Genomic DNA, 16,913 nt, shown 5'->3' with positions numbered 1-16,913 from the left:
GGATGGTCGAAAGAGGGTGCATGGCGGCACATGGTTCCGATAGCCGACGACCACCCCCACCCCACCCACAGCCCCCTCACCCTGACCGTCAACGGCGCCCCGCACATCCTCCCCGCCGTCGACCACCGCGTGACCCTCCTCGACGCCCTCCGCGACCACCTTGGCCTCACCGGCACGAAGAAGGGCTGCGACCAAGGGCAGTGCGGCGCGTGCACCGTCCTGCTCGACGGCCGCCGCACCCTGTCCTGCCTCCAACTCGCCGTCGCCACCGACGGCCGTGCGGTGACGACCGTCGAAGGGCTCGCCACGGACGGTCAGTTGCATCCCGTACAGCAGGCGTTCCTCGAACTCGACGGCTACCAGTGCGGCTTCTGCACCCCCGGCCAGATCTGCTCGGCCATAGGCGCCATCGAAGAACACGCGGCAGGCTGGCCCAGCGCCGCCACCGCCGACCTCCACCCCGAGGCATCACCGCTGCCCCTCACGGACGACGAGATCCGCGAACGCATGAGCGGCAACCTGTGCCGCTGCGGCGCCTACGTCCCGATCGTCCGCGCCATCGCGGAAGCAGCCCGAGAGGCCGCCCGGGAAGCCGCCGAGCAGGCCACCCCATGAGGGAGTTCGCCTACGACAAGGCCCCCGACGTCACCACCGCCCTGACCCTGCACGGCGGCGACCCGGACGCCCGCTACCTCGCCGGCGGCACCAACCTGACCGACCTGATGAAGACGGGAGTGGAGCGCCCCGCACATCTCGTCGACATACGACAACTCCCGCTGAATGAGATCGAATCCGCCCCGGACGGCAGCCTCCGCATAGGCGCCACCGTCACCAACAGCGACCTGGCCGCGCACCCCGAAGTCCGCCGCCACTACCCGGCGTTGGCGCAGTCACTACTGTCAGGTGCCTCGGGCCAGATACGCAACGCGGCCACCGTCGCCGGAAACCTCCTCCAGCGCACCCGCTGTGCCTACTTCACCGACGTGAACCTGCCCTGCAACAAGCGCGTACCCGGCAGCGGCTGCCCCGCGCGGAACGGCGGACAACACCGTAACCACGCCGTCCTCGGCGCGTCGGCGCACTGCGTGGCCGTCCACCCGTCGGACATGGCCGTGCCGCTGGCGGCGTTCGACGCCACGGTCTCCTACGAATCACCGGACGGACCGGGGGAGTTGCTCCTGACCGACCTCTATCTCCCGGTGGCCGGGACCCCGCACCGCGAGACCGCCCTGCCGCCGGGTGCCCTGCTCACCGGCGTCACCCTCCCGCCCGCGCCGGTCGCCGCCCGCTCCCGTTACCGGAAGGTCCGTGAGCGGGCCTCCTTCGCGTTCGCCATCGGCTCGGTCGCCGCCGCACTCGACGTCCGCGACGGCGTCGTAGCCGACGTGCGGCTGGCGTTCGGCGGGGTGGCGTCGCGGCCCTGGCGGGCCAGACAGGCCGAGCGGCTGCTCGTCGGGGCACCGGCCGAGGCCGCGTCGTACGCCGCCGCCGCGGAAGCGGAACTCGCGGCGGCCCGCCCGCTGCCGGACAACGGGTACAAGGTGACGCTGATCCGGAACCTGGTGGTGGCGGAACTGACGGCGCTCGGCGAGACGGAGCCGCCGGCCTGAGAGGGACTCCGCGTCACCCCTCCGTCAGCCCGCGCCGCAGCGCATCCACGCACGCCACCCCGATCCCCATCCCCGACACGAGGCGTTCCACCGACCCGTACTCCGCGTCCACCCGCTCCAGAAACGCGAGCATCGTCGCCCGGTCCGCCCGCATCAGCGACGGCGGCACATACGCCCACGTCGCCTTCGTGTCGTCATCCCCGCCCCCGACGACCGAGGCCTCCCACCGGGCGGTGGCCCGCTCGCTGAGGGCGTAGTCGTCGGCCACGACCTCCGCCGGCACCCCCAGCAGCCGCAGCACCAGCGCCGCGAGGATGCCGGTGCGGTCCTTCCCGGCCGCGCAATGGAACACGGCGGGCAGCCCGCCGGGCGCGGCCACCGTCTCGATGGCCGTTCGCAGGGCAGGGCCGCCCTCCGCGAGGACGTCCCAGTAGTGATCGGCGGCGAACCCGGGCCCCTCCAGCACCTCCGGCGCCGTACCCGTCCAGTCCGGCACCCGGGTGAACAGCGGCAGATGCCGCCGCTCACCCGCCCACGCGTCCGGCGGCGTCCACGGAGACCGCGCCACCTCCTGAGCCGTTCGCAGATCCAGCACCCTCGCCAGCCCCAGCCCGTCGAACACCGCCCGACCGCCAGGGCTGAGCCGATGCAACGCGTCGGCCCGGTACAAGCGCCCCCACGCCACGGACGTACCCCACGAGGTGCGATAGCCCCCGAGATCACGGAAGTTGAAGCACCCGTCCGCCGCCACGAACCGCACGGTCACGGACGCGCACCCCCGCCCGGCCACCACTCATGGAAGTGGTGCGGCGGCCCGTGCCCCGTCCCCACGTCGAGCTGGTCGGCGTGGACCAGCGCACGGGTCAGATAGTCCTTGGCGTCACCGACCGTCCGCGCCCACGTGTCCCGCTGCGGGCGCAGCGCCGCGATCGCGGACGACAGCGCGCACCCGGTGCCATGCGTGTTGCGCGTGCTCACGCGGGGCGCGCTGAACCGGGTCGTGCGTCCGTCCTCCAGTAGCAGATCGACGCTGTCCGGCCCGTCGAGATGCCCGCCCTTCAGCAGCACGCGCGGTGCGAGCTCGGCGAGTTTACGCAGGTGGGCGTGCATGGCGTCTTCGTCCTCGGCCTGCGCGACGCCGAGCAGATCGGCGGCCTCGGGCAGGTTGGGGGTGATGAGGTCGGCCAGTGGCAGCAGCCTGGTCCGCAGCGCGTCGAGGGCATCGGCGGCCAGCAGCCGGTCGCCGCTCTTGGCGACCATCACCGGGTCCAGTACGACCGTGGCGGGCCGGTGACGTCGTAGGCCGTCCGCTACGGCGTGGATGGTCGCCGCGTCACCGACCATGCCGACCTTGACGCTGTCGACCCGCACATCCTCGAACAGTGTGTCGATCTGCTCGGCCAGGAACTCCGGCGGCAGCAGCCGCACCGACCGCACCCCCACGGTGTTCTGCGCGGTCAGGGCGGTGACGACCGAGGTGCCGTACGCGCCGAGCGCGGAGAACACCTTCAGATCGGCCTGCATCCCGGCGCCGCCGCTCGGATCACTTCCGGCGATGGTGAGCGCGACAGGAATCACGAGGCGTCCTCCTCGGGCAGATCGGCGGGAAAGCCCGGTCCGCCATCGGCCAGGCCGGGGGAGGAGCCGACCGGGCCGGAGGAGAGGGCGGCCCCCTCCTCGGGCAGTCCGGGCGAGGACGCCTGCGCCCAGAACCGCCGCGGAATCCGCCCCGCCCGCCGCGCGTCATACCCCGCACTCACCGCCGCCGCCATCGCCCGAGCCATCCGCTCCGGATCGACCGCCCGCGTCACCGCCGTGGCCAACAGCACCGCGTCGCACCCGAGTTCCATCGCCAGCGCCGCGTCGCTCGCCGTACCGATCCCCGCGTCGAGGATCACCGGCACCCCCGCACCCTCGACGATCATCTCCAGATTGTGCGGATTGGAGATCCCCCGCCCGGTACCGATGGGGGACCCCAGCGGCATCACGGCCGCGCACCCCGCGTCCTCCAGCCGCCGCGCCACGATCGGATCATCCGTGGTGTACGGCAGGACGGTGAACCCGTCGTCCACCAACTGCTCGGCGGCGTAGACCAGTTCACCGACGTCCGGCAGCAGGGTGCGGTCATCGGCGACGACCTCCAGCTTCACCCAGTCGGTCTCCAGCGCCTCCCGCGCCAGCCGCGCCGTGAGCACCGCCTCCGCCGCGCCCCGGCAACCGGCCGTGTTCGGCAATACGGTGATCTTCAGCCGCCGCAGCAGCTCCAGCAGCCCATTGGCTCCCGTGGCGTCCACGCGGCGCATCGCCACTGTGGTCAACTCCGTACCGGACGCGATCAGGGCGCGCTCCAGCACAGCGAGGTTCGCCGCGCCGCCCGTCCCGGTGATCAGCCGCGACCCGAACGTTCGACCGGCTATCTCCAGTGGTTCAGTCACCGTGCACTCCCGTTGGTATCTCTTGGCAGGGCGCCCCCGACCGGGCCGGGGGAACGCCATGTCTCAGCCACCCTGCACCGCCGTCAGAACCTCCACCGCCGCGTCTTCCGTCAGCGGCGTGTGCCAGTCCGCGCGCGGCACCACCACCCCGTTCACCGCGACGGCGATCCCTCGCTCGGGCAGCCCGAGCGCCGACACCAGCCGGGCCGTGGTGCACCGCTCGGGCACCACCCGCCGCTCCCCGTTGACGACGACGTTCACGATGTCCTCCCAGGGTCGGCGGCTGTGGCCACGGCCAGTGGTGCGCCGTCGAGTTCGGCGAGCACGGCGTCGGCGGTCAGCGGCGCGAGCAGCAGTCCGTTGCGCCCGTGTCCCGTGGCGATGACGGTGGTGCCGTCGACCCGCCCGATCAGCGGAACGTTGTCCGAAGTCATGGGCCGCAGCCCGGCGTCGGCGGAGATCAGCGCGTACTCGGCGACGGCCGGGAGCACGGCCTCGGCGTCCGCGACGAGATCACGCACCCCGCCGACCGTGACCTCCAGATCGTCCCCGGCCTCGTACTGCGTCGCCCCCACCACCAGCCCGCCCGTGCGCGGTACGAGGTACACATGCCGCCCGTGCACCACGCCCCGCACCGTCCGCCCCGGTGGGGCCGGCGCCCCGTGCCGCGCCCGCAGCCGCAGGATCTCGCCCTTCACCGGCCGCACCCGCGCCAGCGGATGCAGCGCGGCCGACCCGCGGCCCGCCGCCAGCACCACCTGATCGCCCGGCAGCGCGGCGAGATCGTCCACCCGCTCGGCCACGAACCGCACCCCCGCGGCCACACATGCGGCCTCCAACGCCGCGAGCAGAGCACGGTTGTCCACCGCCAGATCACCCGGCACATCCAGCGCGGCCCGGATGCCGCCCGCCAACGAAGGCTCCATCCGCCGCAGTTCACGCCGCTCCACGGCCGCCACCCGGCGACCGCGCTTCGCCAGCCACTCCGCCAGCACCCGCAGCTCCCCGGCGTCGGCGGAGTCCACCGCCACCACCAGCGTGCCCTCGGTCCGCAGCCCCGGGTCCAGCCCGGCAGCCGCATTCAACTGCCGTGCGAAGGACGGCCAGCGCCGCAACGACTCGGTGCCCAGCTCCAGCGCGTGTTCCTCCCCGGGCCACCCTTCGGTGAGCGGGGCCAGCATTCCACCGGCCACCCAGGACGCACCCCGCGCGGGCAACGGGTCGTACAGGCTGACCGACCACCCCGCGGCGGCTGCCCGCCAGGCCACCGACAGGCCGACAACTCCGGCGCCCACGACACTCAGACGGCGAGAAAACAAAGCGTTCGGTCTCCTTCCCGAGGAAGGAATATCCCGCTCCGTACGGTCGAAACGTGGCCATGAAGTGGAACAACCGATTACGTTGTGTCAGGTGACGATCAGTGAACGCTTTGCGAGGGCGGCACTCTACCTGTGTACCGACGCCCGCAGGGACAGCAGGGATCTGGCTGATTTCGCCGATGCCGCCCTCGCCGGTGGCGTCGATGTGCTCCAGTTGCGCGACAAAGGTTCCGAAGGGGAGCGCCGTTACGGCCCGTTGGAGGCCACGCAGGCGCTGGACGCCCTCGCGGTCCTGCGTGATGCCTGCCGCCGCCACGGTGCGCTGCTCGCCGTCAACGACCGCGCGGACCTCGCGGTGGCCGCCGGGGCGGACATTCTGCACCTCGGCCAGGACGACCTGCCTCTGCACCACGCCCGCCGTATCGTCGGCGACCGTGTGCTGATCGGCCGCTCCACCCACGACCCCGCGCAGACCACTGCCGCAGCGAAGGAGCCCGGCCTGGACTACTTCAGCGTCGGTCCCTGCTGGCCCACCCCCACCAAGCCCGGCCGCCCCGCCGCCGGTCTCGACCTCGTCCGCATTGCCGCCCAAGTCGCCCCGGAACGGCCCTGGTTCGCCATCGGCGGCATCGACGAGGACCGGCTGTCCCAGGTCCTCGACGCCGGTGCCCGGCGGATCGCCGTCGTCCGCGCGATCAACGCCTCCCCGGACCCGGAGCGCGCGGCGGCCGCGTTCAAGGCCCGGCTGAGCTGACTGCCGTAGCGCGGTGGGACGCCCGTGGTCCACTGGTGAGGCCGCTCACTGCCGGGTATGGTGAGCCGCCAGGTGCGGCTGGCGGATGGCGGATGGCCACCCGAAAGGGGCAGTTCCATGGCGCGTTGGACGGGATATGGGCATGCGACCCGCCGTCACCGCAGCCTTCGCCGTCGCCACAGCCGTCCCGACTACCCGCTCCCACCGGACGCCGCTGCACCGGCTGCATCCGCCGGTCGCCGCCGAGACCCGGCGAGGCGACAGCCATCGGACGCCGGATGAGACCAGCGACACGAACCGGACGGCCCTGAATCCCGGGAACCGGCCCGGAGTGCCGCTCAACCCGGCGGCCACGGACCCAGCGCCCGCTCAACCCGGCGTTCCACACCACCCGTTGGGCACCACGACCCCACGCCACAGCACCATCCCCCTCTCGTTCCCCCTGCCCCGGCCCCAACACCCGGCGACGACCTGCGGAGTGCCCATGGAGATGGAGTTCGACTCGTTCCACCACGCCTACCCGGCCCTCCTGCGTGGACTGGTCGAGGACCCCGCCTACCGCAACGCCCCACGCGGCTTCCCCAGCCGCGAACAGCTGGGCATCCGATTCCAGTTGACGGACGCCTCCCAACGCACCCCCCTGATACCGGCCCGCCGCCTGAACATCGTCTTCAACTACGCCGAAGCCCTCTGGTACCTGGCGGGCCGCGACGACCTCGACTTCATCGCGTACTACGCCCCCAGCATCCGCAAGTACTCCGCCGACGGCATCCGCCTCACCGGAACCGCCTACGGCCGCGCCCTCTTCGGCGACACCGGCAACCGTCGCACCGGCCAATGGGCCTCCGTCACCTCCGAGTTGCGCACCGACCCGGACAGCAAGCGCGCCGTGGTCCAGATCTTCCGGGGTGAGGAACTGACCGTCCCCGGCAACCCCGACGTCTCCTGCACCCTCGGCCTGCAGTTCCTCTCCCGCGACGGCGCCCTGCACGCGGTCGGCTTCATGCGCGCCAACGACGTCTATCGCGGCATGAGCAGCGACGTCTTCTCCTTCACCTTCCTCCAGGAAGTACTGGCCAGGGAACTCGGCCTGCGCCTGGGCGGCTACACCCACCTGGCCGGCTCGCTCCACCTCTACGACCCCGACGCCCACCGCGCCGCCGAGGTCCTCGCCGATCCCGCGTCGGCCGAACCCCCGGCGCACCGCTTCCCCACGATGCCGGACGGCGACAACTGGCCCTACATCCGCGAGGTGCTGCACCACGAAGAGGCCCTGCGCCAGAACCGCCACCACCTCGGCCACGACACCGGCAGCCTCGGCCTGCCCGCCTACTGGGCGCAGGTCCTGCTCCTCTTCGAGCTGTACCGCCGCCTGCGCTACGACGATCCGGTGGACGAAGACCTCCTGGCCGCCCTCACGCCACCGCACCGCTGGTTCGTCACGTCCTGGCGTTCACGTGAACTAGCCTCGCTAACAGCCCAGTTGGTACGCTGAGGGGGGAGAGGGATGGGAACCGACTGGTACGACTCCGCCACCGTCGCTGACGGCTTCGACGCCTACGACGACCTGCCCGAACGCATCCTCGGCTACCCCCAGGTCTTCGCCCGGCTCGGCCTCGGCGACCCCGACGTGACCCGCGTCCTGGACTACGGCTGCGGACCGGGCAAGGTGGCCCTCCGGATGGCCGACGAGTACGGCGACCTGGAGGTCACGGCGGCCGACATCTCCGCCCCCATGCTCCGGATAGCCCGAGCCCGCCGCCCCCACCCCAGAATCCACTACCACCTGCTCACCGAAGCGCGGTTGCCGCTGCCCGCCGACTCGATGGACGCCGCGCTGTCCGCCTACGTCTTCATCAACATCCCCGACCTGGACACCATCCGCGCGATCACCACCGAGGTCCACCGCGTCCTGCGCCCCGGCGCTCGCTACACGATCCTGGACACCAACCCGGACACCACCGGCGTCCCCTTCACCACCTTCCGGTCCGGCGACCCCGGCCGCCACTACCTCACCGGCGAACACCGCCGCGTCCTCCTGCACCAACCCGGCGGGAACGTACTGGAACTGATCGACCATCACTGGCCTCGCCAGACCTACGCGGACGTCCTCACCGACGCGGGCTTCGCCGCGATCACCTTCACGGAACCGCTGCTCGACGACGTAGCGGATCCGGGGACCGTGCGCGGCACCCTGCTGGACACCCCCGAGCCCGCCGAGGCGACCACCCCGCCCTTCCTGATCGTGACCGGAGTGAAGCCTTGACCGACGACACCCCCCGCCGCGTCTTCCTCGCCGGCCCCTTCAAAGCCCTGGTCAGCCAGGACACCGGCGTCCTCGAAAACCGCTTCCGCACAAGATTCGAGTCCCTCATCCACGCCCTCGAAGCCGACGGCTACGAGGTCTACAACGCCCACCGCCGCGAGGGCTGGGGCGCCGATTTCCTCACCCCCGACGAGTGCACCCGCCTCGACTACGACGAGATACGCGCCAGCGACGTCTTCGTGGCGTTCCCCGGTGCGCCCGCGTCCCCAGGCACCCACATCGAGATCGGCTGGGCCTCCGCCCTCGGCAAACCGATCGTGCTCCTCCTGGAAGAGGGCGCGGAGTACGCCTTCCTGGTCCAGGGGCTGCACACCGTCGCCGACGTCCACTACGTGACCCTGCCCGCCGAAACCGACATCACGACCCAGGTGATGACCCGGATCCGCGCGGCGGACCGCAGCCTCACCCTCGGATGACCCCTCCGTCCGTGGGCACCCCCCGCCCCCGCATCGAGGGCCGCGCCAAGGTCACCGGGACCGCCCGCTACGCCGCCGACCTCCCTGTCCCCGGCCTCGCCTACGGCCATCTCGTCCTCGCCCCCGTCGCCCGAGGCCGCGTCCACACCTTCGACCCCACCCCGGCCCTGACCCGGCCCGGCGTCCTCACCGTGCTCCACCACGGCAACGCCCCCCACCTGAAGACCGACGCCATCAGCCCCCTCGGCGCTCCCCGAGTCCTCGCCCTCTTCCAGCACGACCGCATCCCCTTCGCCGGCTGGCCGGTGGCCCTCGTCGTGGCGGAAACCCGCGAACAGGCCGTAGCCGCCGCCGAGTTCCTGCACCTCACCTACGACGAGACGCCGCACGACGTCACGTTCACCCCGGACGACCCGGCCGCCCACACCCCGGTTACGGACCCGTGGGTCGATCCGGCAGCCCACAAGGGCGACTTGGAGTCAGAACTGGCCGCCTCCGCCGTGACGATCGACCAGTGGTACAGCACCCCGGAACACCACCACACCCCGATAGAACCCCACACCGCGACGGCCAGGTGGCTGGGCGACCGCCTCGAAGTGACCGACTCCAACCAGGGCACCACCTGGGTCGCCCGCGACCTCGCCGCCCTCTTCTCCCTCCCCCCGGCCACGATCCGCGTACGCTCCGAGCACATCGGCGGCGGCTTCGGCGCCAAGGGCCTGGGCGCCCAGCAGGTGGCGGCGGTCATGGCGGCCACCACCCTCCGCCGCCCCGTCCGCGTCACCCTCACCCACCCCCAACTCCCGCCGCTCATCGGCTACCGCAGCCCCACCGCCCAGCGCATCCGCCTCGGCGCCGACCACGACGGCCGCCTCCGCGCCCTGCACCACCAGTCCGACAGCCAGACCTCCACCGTCCACGACTTCATCGAACCGAGCACCGCCCCCACCCGCGTCCTCTACGCCGCCCCCGCCCACCACACGATCCATCGCCTGCTACGACGCGACGTACCGACCCCGGCCTGGATGCGCGCGCCGGGCAACGCGCCGGGCTCCTTCGCCCTGGAGTCGGCCATGGACGAACTCGCCGAGACATGCCGCCTCGACCCCATCGAACTGCGCCGCCGCAACGAACCGACGTGCGGTCCCCTCTCCGCCCTGCCCTTCGCAGGCCGCGCCCTCCTCGCCTGCTTCGACGAGGGCGCCCGCCGCTTCGGCTGGGCCGACCGGGACCCGCGCCCCCGCCGACGCCGCGAGGGCCGCTGGTTGCTGGGCACCGGCACGGCGGCGGCCACCTATCCCGCCGACGTGGCCCCGTCCACCGCGACGGTGACCGCCCACCCGGACGCCACGTTCACCGTACGGATCGACGCCGCCGACATCGGCACGGGCGCCCGCACCGCACTGACGTCGATAGCCGCCGACGCCCTGGAGGTGAGCCCGGACCGTATCCGTATCCGCATCGGCGACAGCGACCTGGGTCCCGCGATGTTCGCGGGCGGCTCCATGGGCACCCGCTCCTGGTCCTGGGCGGTGCGGCAGGCATCGGCGTCCCTGCGCGACCAGCTCACCGCCACGCCCCCGAACGACGTGACGGTGACCGCCGACACCACCCAGGCGGTACACGCCCTCCCCCCGGCCGAACGCCACTCCTTCGGCGCCCAGTTCGCCGAGGTGGCGGTCGACCCCGCCACCGGCGAGATCCGCGTCCGCCGCCTGCTCGGCATCTACGCGGCCGGCACGATCGTCAACCCCCTCACGGCCCGCGGCCAGCTCATCGGCGGCATGACCTGGGGCCTCTCCATGGCCCTCCACGAAGAGGCCCTGCGCGACGGCCCCCACGGCACCCCGGTCACCGGCTATCACATCGCCACCCACGCCGACACGCCGCACATCGAGGCCGACTGGCTCGACGACCCGCTCGCGGACGACCCCGTCGGCATCAAAGGCCTCGGCGAGATCGGCGTCGTAGGCACCGCGGCGGCCCTGGCGAACGCGCTCTGGCACGCGACCGGCGTCCGCCACAGAAGCCTGCCCCTGCACCCGCGAAGACTCCTCGAACCGCACGGGTGACCCGCGTTCGGGACTCGGCCGGTGAACCCGCTCTCCCTGAGCGCCTTCTCGATCCGGGCACGATGGTTCGCCTCCCAGTCGTCGAGAGACTGCTCGGCCTCCTTGACGAGCTTCGCCCGCGTGGGAGCGCTCCGCTGGGAGTCCGGTGCGTCATCTGCCGGTCCGTCGTGGCTTGTCGCGCAGTTCCCCGCGCACCTCTGGGGCGCTGCGCGAACTCCCTCTGTCGGGCCCGCGCCCACGCCCGTACACTGCCGGTCCGCAGTATTTCGGGGGCAGTTGACGGGGGAGCACATCATGTCCGGGAATCCGTACGGCCCGCAGGGGTTCGCTGTGCCGCCGATACCACCGATGCCGTCGACCCCGCCGCCCGCGCCGCCGGACGGCCTGCGCGCGGCCGCCGTCGCGGTGCTCAACCTCAGCGGCCTCGGCCTCGGGTACGCACTCGTCCGGCGCTGGGTCCCCATGGCCGCCTGCTGGGCGGCGACCGTCGCCCTCCTGTTCGTCGCCCTGCCCGCCGACGCCGACGGCGTCCCGGGGACCGCACTCACCGTCTATGTGGTGCTCGTCCTGCTGGCCGCCGTCCACGGAGCGATCGTCGCACTGCGCACGCGGCTCATCTGGCCGGGCCGCGCACCCCTCGCCCTCCTGCTCGGCGTGCTGCTGCTCGCCGTACCGGCGGGAGGCGTGGTGTGGTACGACGACGCGCACGAGGAGGCCGTACAGCAGGCGCTGCTCGACCGCCTCGAAAGGGCCGACGATCTGGTGGCGAAGGGCGGCCGGCACCGGTTCGCCACCGCACGGGCCGACTACCGCAAGGCCCTGGACGTCTACCGGGAAATCGCGGCCGACCACTCCGGCTCCCGCGCGGCCGATCGGATACCCGACCGCATGCGGACCTACTACACCACCGTCGGCGCGGCCTACGGCCACAAGGACTACTGCGAGGCCGTCGAGCCGCTCACGTTCCTGCGCACGGTGCCCCGCACCATGCCGAAGAAGCAGCTCGGCTCGCTGACGCGGTGGCCCGACGACCGGCTGGCGACCTCGCTGTACGAGTGCGGCTCGGAGGGACTGAACGGCGGCCGCGCGGACTGGGTCTCGCACTTCGGCGACCTGCTCGGCACCTTCCCGAGGTCCGCGTCCGCGGGCAAGGTCGCGCCCGCCGTGGACGCGGCGGTGAGGAACACCGAGAAGGACGTCGACGGGGACCAGCCGTGCACCGCCGTCGAGCGGTTGCGCGACCTCAACACCCGCATCACCGACCTGTCGGCGTCCGCCGGGAGCACGAAGGGCGACCTCGTCAAGTCCGCCGACCGTGCCGCCAGGAGCGGCGACGCGGGGGAGTACGCGTGCGGCGTCGACCAGTACAGGGACGGCGACTTCGACGCGGCCCAGAAGACCATGGAACAGTACGTCTCCGACAACAAGAACGGCAGGAACCGGGAGCGAGCCAAGAAGATCGCCATCGGTGCCGAGGTGGCCCAGACCCTGCCGGCCGCCGGGAAGAAGCTGCCCACCACCGCCTCCGGCGGCAGCATCTCCGTCACGGTCAAGAACGACAGCCCCGACGACGTGACCGTGCTCTACACCGGCCCGGTCACCGGCAGCTTCACCCTCAAGGGATGCGGCAGCTGCAAGGCGTACTCGCTCTCCGACACCCTCAGGATCGGCTTCAAACCGTGCAGCAGCGGCAAGAACTACCCGCAGCGCACGCTCAGTCTGCCGGTCGGCACCACGTACTTCGTGCACAAGTCGCACCGCGGCAGCGCCGCCACCCCCGCCTCGGACACCGCCGAGCTGCGGTCCGGCTACATCTACACGGAGTGCGCCTACACGACGCGGACGTTCGGCTCCAGCGCCTGACCGGCTCGGGCATCGGGAAACCCGGGGCGGCGGGCGTCTCGTCGGGCCGCTCGACACCGCCCCGCCCATGCGCTCCGGCGGCAGCACGGCATCGGCGAGGCCGCACGCGCCGGTTGTGACACTGCGGTCCGTGTGGTTCGGACTCGCGTGAGTCAGGCTCGCGCGGCGCGGGGCGGCCGGTCGGCGATGTGCTGCACGGCCCGGCTCAGAATCAGGACACCCCCGACGATCAGTACGGCCCCGCACGCCTCGGGAACCAGCCACCAGCCCGTGCGGACGCTCTCCCCGAACAGGGTGATGCCGAGGGCCAGGCTCACCACCGCGTCGCCGATGGTGAGGGCGGGCTGAGCGGCCACCAGCGGGCCGGCCTGGAGCGCGTTCTCCAGCAGGAGCACGGCACCGGCGCCGGCCAGTGCGAAGCCGTACGTCTGCCAGGACCGCAGGAACGCCATGCCGCCGTGGTCGGCGAAGGTTCCCGAGGCCGACTTCAGCAGGGCGGCGGTGAGAGCGTTGGCGATCGCCGAGGCCGCCGCGAGCAGGGCGGCGCGGCGGGCGGGGGAGGGCTTGCGCCCGGCCAGCAGGACGGCCGCGGCGATCGCGCCCAGGCACAGGACGAGAGCCGGGATCCAGCGCACGAGCGGTGCCTGGTCCCTGGCCCCGTGCGGGGCCGCCGCGACCAGCAGGACGGCCAGGCCCGCCACCACGGCGACGACCCCCGACCAGCCGTAGCCGGGCATCCGCCGGTGCATGATCGGCCCGGCGGCCAGCAGAGCGAAGGGAAGCTCGAGGATGAAAAGCGGCTGGACCAGTGCGAGCGGCCCGTTGACCAGGGCCAGGCTCTGGAACACCGCCGCGCCGATCACGCCCCCCATGCCCAGGACCCAGGCGGGCCGGCGCACCAGATCCGCGAGCAGACGGATGCCGCCGCGCGTGCTGGCGGAGGCCGCCTTGCGCTGGAACGCGGTCCCCACCGCGTTGCTCGCCGCGCCCGCGACGGCGAACGCCGCGGCCAGTTCGATCACGACCGCCTCCCGCCCGCGGGTACACCTCCGAGCGGAGCCTCGGGCACCCTCAGCCTACGAAAGCCCCCGCCGTCCCGCCGCCGGGCCGCTGTCAGCCGAACAGTGGAAAGACCTCCGTCAGCCGAACAGCGCACAGCGGTCCGCCGCCGCGCCGAGGGCCCCGCTCACACCCTGCTCGACGTCGCCGTGTCCCCGGACAGCCGCTGGGCCGCGTAGATCGGGATCACCGACAGCAAGACCAGGACGGCGGCGACGACGTTCACCACGGGGGCCTGTTGCGGGCGCGTCATGTTGCCGAAGATCCAGATGGGGAGGGTCTCGATGCCCGGACCCGCGGTGAAGGTCGTCACGACGATCTCGTCGAAGGACAGGGCGAAGGCGAGCAGGCCGCCGGCCAGCAAGGCGGAGCGGACCAGCGGGAAGGTGACGTCGACGAAGGCGCGGAAGGGGGTCGCGCCGAGGTCCATGGCGGCCTCCTCGTACGACGCGGCCGTCCGGCGCAGCCGTGCCACCACGTTGTTGAACACCACGACGATGCAGAAGGTGGCGTGGCCGACGATCACGGTGAACAGCCCGAGACCCACACCCAGCGGCGCCAGGACCGTACTGAAGGCGGAGTTGAGGGCGATGCCCGTGACGATGCCGGGCAGGGCGATCGGCAGCACCACGATGAAGGACACCGTGTCCCGGCCGAAGAACCGGTGCCGGGCGACGGCGAACGCGATGAGGGTGCCGAGCACCAGCGCGATCGCCGTCGCGCCCAGACCCGCCTTCACCGACACCCACAGGGCGTCGCGCGCACCGGAGTTGCCGGCGGCCACGGACCACCAGTGCAGGGTCAGCCCCGGCGGCGGCCAGCTCGCACTGCGGTCGGGGTTCAGGGAGTTGACGAGGACGAGAAGCAGTGGCACGTAGATCACCGCGAAGCCGAGTACGGCGCCGGCCCGCAGGGCGATGCGCGCGGTGCGGCTGAGATGCATGGCGCTCTCCTCCTACAGGCTGCTCAGGGCGCCCGTGCGCCGGATCGCCAGCAGGTACAGGACGATCACGACCACGGGGACGGTGCCGAGCGCGGCCGCCATGGGCAGGTTGAGTTCGATGTTCGAGTACACGAGGTTGCCGATGAGCTGGGTCTTGCCGCCGACGATCTGCACGGTGATGTAGTCGCCGAGGCTGAGCGAGAAGGTGAAGACGGAACCGGCGGCGACGGACGGCAGCACCAGGGGCAGGACCACCGACCGGAAGGTCCGCCCCGCGCGTGCGCCGAGGTCCGCGGACGCGTCGAGCAGGTTGTCCGGGAGCTGCTCGAGGGCCGTGTGGATCGGCAGGATCATGTACGGCAGCCACAGGTAGGTCAGGGTGAGCACGGTGGCGGGCAGGCCGAAGCCGGGACCGCTCAGACCGAACGGCGCGAGCATCCAGTCGGCCAGGCCGCCCTCGGAGAGGATGAGCCGCCAGGCGTACACCTTGACCAGGTAACTCGCCCACAGCGGTGTCAGGATCGCCACGACGAGCAGCGGACGCCACTTCGGCCGGGCCACCCGCGCGGTGTAGAAGGCGACCGGGAAGGCGATCACGGCGCACAGTGCGGTCACCGCGAGCGCCACGCCGACGCTGCGCAGCACCACCTGGCGGAACACCGGCGTCGTGAACAGCTCGTGGAAGTTGTCCGTCGACCAGACCCTCACCACCTGAGAGGTGAAGGAGTCCGTCGTCCAGAACGCGGAGACGAACAGCACCGCCAGCGAGCCGAGGTACAGGACCGTCAGCCACAGCAGCGGAGCCGTGAGCAGCAGGGTCAGTCGCAGTCGGGGCCTGCGGTGCAGGGCCCCGGCGAGCCGCCGGACGGTTCCCCGTCCGGCGGCCGTCGTCACGTCGGTCGTCACGCCTCAGCCCTTGATCTCGGTCCAGGCCTGAACCCACTTGGCGTAGGGGACGCACTTGACGTCCTTGCGGCCGTCGAGGCACTGCTCGATGGGCGTGTTCCAGAAGGCGATGTTCTTCCAGTAGCCCTCGTCCGCGGCGTGATAGGTCGTGCAGAAGGTCTTGTCACTGGTCTCGGCGCAGGCCTTCGCGTTGGCCGGGGCCTCCCCGAAGTACTCGGCGACCTGGGCGTTGACCTTGGGGGAGACGATCCAGTCGAGCCACTTGTAGGCGCAGTTGGGGTGCTTGGCCTTGGCGGAGACCATCCAGGTGTCCGACCAGCCGGTCGAGCCCTCCTTCGGGACGAACGCCTTCACCTTGGCACCCTCGGAGGCGGCGAGGTTCGCGATGACCTGCCAGGAGGTGCCGACGACCGAGTCACCGCTCTTGAAGGCCGACACCTCCTTGAGGTAGTCGCCCCAGTACTCGCCGATGTCCGCGTTCTGCTTCTTCAGCAGGTCCACGGCGGCGTCGAACTGCTTCTGATCCAGCGCGTACGGGTCCTTGATCTTCAACTCCGGCTTGGTGGCCTTGAGATACAGCGCCGCGTCCGCGATGTAGATCGGGGAGTCGTAGGCGGTGACGTGGCCCTTGTACTTCGAGGCGTCGTCGAAGACCGCCGACCAGGAGGTGGGCGCGGGGCTCACCTTCTGGGTGTTGTACATCAGCAGGTTGGCGCCCCGGCCGTGCGGGATGCCGTACATCTGTCCCTTCACCGAGTTCCAGGCGCCGTTCTTCAACCCGCTGTAGATGTCCTTGTAGTTGGGGACGAGAGCGGTGTTGACGGGGGCCGCGTCGCCCGAGGCGATCAGGCGCAGGGAGGCGTCGCCGGAGGCGGAGACGGCGTCGTACTCGCCGGTCTTCATCAGCTTGACCATCTCGTCGGAGCTGGCGGCGACCTTGGAGTGGACCTGGCAGCCGGTCTGCTTCTGGAAGTCGCTGACCCAGTCGACCTTGGGGTCGTTGGAGCCGTCCTCGACGTATCCGGCCCAGGCGATCAGGTTGACCTGGCCCTCGGTCTTGCCGAGCTTGGTCGGGGCCTTGAGGTCGGGCGGATTGAGGCCGGTGGCGGAGGAGCCGCCGGAGCCGGAGGAGCCGCAGGCGGAGGCGAGCAGCAGCGCGGCACCACAGGCCGTGGCCCGCAGGGTTCGGGTGAGACGCACGACGTTCTCC

17 protein-coding genes are annotated in these 16,913 nt (G+C 71.8%); 8 read left to right on the top strand and 9 right to left on the bottom strand.

Features of this window, described 5'->3' with window-relative positions; genetic code table 11:
* The first annotated feature begins 30 nt into the window (after positions 1-30).
* Positions 31-615: a (2Fe-2S)-binding protein gene (locus ACWD5D_RS20065; RefSeq protein ID WP_451374056.1), complete on the top strand. Its 585-nt coding sequence runs from the start codon at positions 31-33 to the stop codon at positions 613-615.
* Positions 612-1,610, top strand: a complete 999-nt coding sequence (locus ACWD5D_RS20060; RefSeq protein ID WP_451374055.1) for an FAD binding domain-containing protein — start codon at positions 612-614, stop codon at positions 1,608-1,610. Before ACWD5D_RS20065 ends, ACWD5D_RS20060 begins: the two co-directional genes overlap by 4 nt.
* 13 nt (positions 1,611-1,623) lie before the next feature.
* On the opposite strand, the gene ACWD5D_RS20055 is transcribed toward ACWD5D_RS20060, so the two are convergent.
* The 5 genes from ACWD5D_RS20055 to thiO form a co-directional block, all read right to left on the bottom strand.
* The gene (locus ACWD5D_RS20055) at positions 1,624-2,376 is read right to left on the bottom strand and encodes a tyrosine-protein phosphatase (RefSeq protein ID WP_451374054.1); all 753 of its coding nucleotides are present in this window, start codon (positions 2,374-2,376) and stop codon (positions 1,624-1,626) included.
* Positions 2,373-3,188 carry a bifunctional hydroxymethylpyrimidine kinase/phosphomethylpyrimidine kinase gene (thiD, locus tag ACWD5D_RS20050; protein ID WP_451374053.1) on the bottom strand — a complete coding sequence of 272 codons (816 nt, stop codon included), beginning with the start codon at positions 3,186-3,188 and terminating at the stop codon, positions 2,373-2,375. Before thiD ends, ACWD5D_RS20055 begins: the two co-directional genes overlap by 4 nt.
* Positions 3,185-4,045 carry a thiazole synthase gene (gene thiG, locus ACWD5D_RS20045; RefSeq protein WP_451374052.1) on the bottom strand — a complete coding sequence of 287 codons (861 nt, stop codon included), beginning with the start codon at positions 4,043-4,045 and terminating at the stop codon, positions 3,185-3,187. The genes thiD and thiG overlap by 4 nt, the downstream gene beginning before the upstream one ends.
* Positions 4,046-4,108: 63 nt before the next feature.
* Complete coding sequence (gene thiS / locus ACWD5D_RS20040; RefSeq protein WP_451374051.1) at positions 4,109-4,306, bottom strand: sulfur carrier protein ThiS; 198 nt, start codon at positions 4,304-4,306, stop codon at positions 4,109-4,111.
* The gene (gene thiO, locus ACWD5D_RS20035; RefSeq protein WP_451374050.1) at positions 4,303-5,364 is read right to left on the bottom strand and encodes a glycine oxidase ThiO; all 1,062 of its coding nucleotides are present in this window, start codon (positions 5,362-5,364) and stop codon (positions 4,303-4,305) included. The genes thiS and thiO overlap by 4 nt, the downstream gene beginning before the upstream one ends.
* 91 nt (positions 5,365-5,455) lie before the next feature.
* Between thiO and thiE the strand changes: the two genes are divergently transcribed.
* The 6 genes from thiE to ACWD5D_RS20005 all read left to right on the top strand — a co-directional run bounded on the left by thiE (position 5,456) and on the right by ACWD5D_RS20005 (position 12,795).
* Entirely contained in the window at positions 5,456-6,118 is a 663-nt protein-coding gene (gene thiE, locus ACWD5D_RS20030) for a thiamine phosphate synthase (RefSeq protein WP_451374049.1), read from the top strand.
* Positions 6,119-6,602: 484 nt separating this feature from the next.
* A complete protein-coding gene (locus ACWD5D_RS20025; RefSeq protein WP_451374048.1) occupies positions 6,603-7,613 on the top strand; it encodes a thymidylate synthase in 1,011 nt (336 codons plus the stop codon).
* Between the two features lie 12 nt (positions 7,614-7,625).
* Positions 7,626-8,384 carry a class I SAM-dependent methyltransferase gene (locus ACWD5D_RS20020; protein WP_451374047.1) on the top strand — a complete coding sequence of 253 codons (759 nt, stop codon included), beginning with the start codon at positions 7,626-7,628 and terminating at the stop codon, positions 8,382-8,384.
* Complete coding sequence (locus tag ACWD5D_RS20015) at positions 8,381-8,860, top strand: nucleoside 2-deoxyribosyltransferase (protein WP_451374046.1); 480 nt, start codon at positions 8,381-8,383, stop codon at positions 8,858-8,860. The genes ACWD5D_RS20020 and ACWD5D_RS20015 overlap by 4 nt, the downstream gene beginning before the upstream one ends.
* Entirely contained in the window at positions 8,857-10,932 is a 2,076-nt protein-coding gene (locus ACWD5D_RS20010; RefSeq protein WP_451374045.1) for a xanthine dehydrogenase family protein molybdopterin-binding subunit, read from the top strand. Before ACWD5D_RS20015 ends, ACWD5D_RS20010 begins: the two co-directional genes overlap by 4 nt.
* Before the next feature lie 294 nt (positions 10,933-11,226).
* Positions 11,227-12,795 carry a hypothetical protein gene (locus tag ACWD5D_RS20005; RefSeq protein WP_451374044.1) on the top strand — a complete coding sequence of 523 codons (1,569 nt, stop codon included), beginning with the start codon at positions 11,227-11,229 and terminating at the stop codon, positions 12,793-12,795.
* Between the two features lie 152 nt (positions 12,796-12,947).
* On the opposite strand, the gene ACWD5D_RS20000 is transcribed toward ACWD5D_RS20005, so the two are convergent.
* The 4 genes from ACWD5D_RS20000 to ACWD5D_RS19985 form a co-directional block, all read right to left on the bottom strand.
* A complete protein-coding gene (locus tag ACWD5D_RS20000; RefSeq protein ID WP_451374043.1) occupies positions 12,948-13,817 on the bottom strand; it encodes a DMT family transporter in 870 nt (289 codons plus the stop codon).
* Between the two features lie 164 nt (positions 13,818-13,981).
* Positions 13,982-14,797 carry an ABC transporter permease gene (locus ACWD5D_RS19995; protein ID WP_451374042.1) on the bottom strand — a complete coding sequence of 272 codons (816 nt, stop codon included), beginning with the start codon at positions 14,795-14,797 and terminating at the stop codon, positions 13,982-13,984.
* Positions 14,798-14,809: 12 nt separating this feature from the next.
* Positions 14,810-15,703, bottom strand: coding sequence for an ABC transporter permease (locus tag ACWD5D_RS19990; protein ID WP_451374041.1), 894 nt, complete (start codon positions 15,701-15,703; stop codon positions 14,810-14,812).
* 3 nt (positions 15,704-15,706) lie between these two features.
* Positions 15,707-16,903 carry an ABC transporter substrate-binding protein gene (locus ACWD5D_RS19985; RefSeq protein WP_451374040.1) on the bottom strand — a complete coding sequence of 399 codons (1,197 nt, stop codon included), beginning with the start codon at positions 16,901-16,903 and terminating at the stop codon, positions 15,707-15,709.
* Positions 16,904-16,913 lie beyond the last annotated feature (10 nt).

It is taken from the genome of Streptomyces sp. NPDC002520 (genome assembly GCF_053595235.1).
The sequence above is the reverse complement of the archived record's forward strand: the minus strand, read 5'-3'. Positions and strand labels throughout refer to the sequence as shown.

Excerpts from the sequence above, each read along its gene's own strand:
- ACWD5D_RS19995 (WP_451374042.1), bottom strand. The coding sequence starts at position 14,797 with ATGCATCTCAGCCGCACCGCGCGCATCGCCCTGCGGGCCGGCGCCGTA.
- ACWD5D_RS20060 (WP_451374055.1), top strand. The coding sequence starts at position 612 with ATGAGGGAGTTCGCCTACGACAAGGCCCCCGACGTCACCACCGCCCTG.
- ACWD5D_RS20025 (WP_451374048.1), top strand. The coding sequence starts at position 6,603 with ATGGAGATGGAGTTCGACTCGTTCCACCACGCCTACCCGGCCCTCCTG.
- ACWD5D_RS20020 (WP_451374047.1), top strand. The coding sequence starts at position 7,626 with ATGGGAACCGACTGGTACGACTCCGCCACCGTCGCTGACGGCTTCGAC.
- ACWD5D_RS20010 (WP_451374045.1), top strand. The coding sequence starts at position 8,857 with ATGACCCCTCCGTCCGTGGGCACCCCCCGCCCCCGCATCGAGGGCCGC.
- ACWD5D_RS20005 (WP_451374044.1), top strand. The coding sequence starts at position 11,227 with ATGTCCGGGAATCCGTACGGCCCGCAGGGGTTCGCTGTGCCGCCGATA.
- ACWD5D_RS20065 (WP_451374056.1), top strand. The coding sequence starts at position 31 with ATGGTTCCGATAGCCGACGACCACCCCCACCCCACCCACAGCCCCCTC.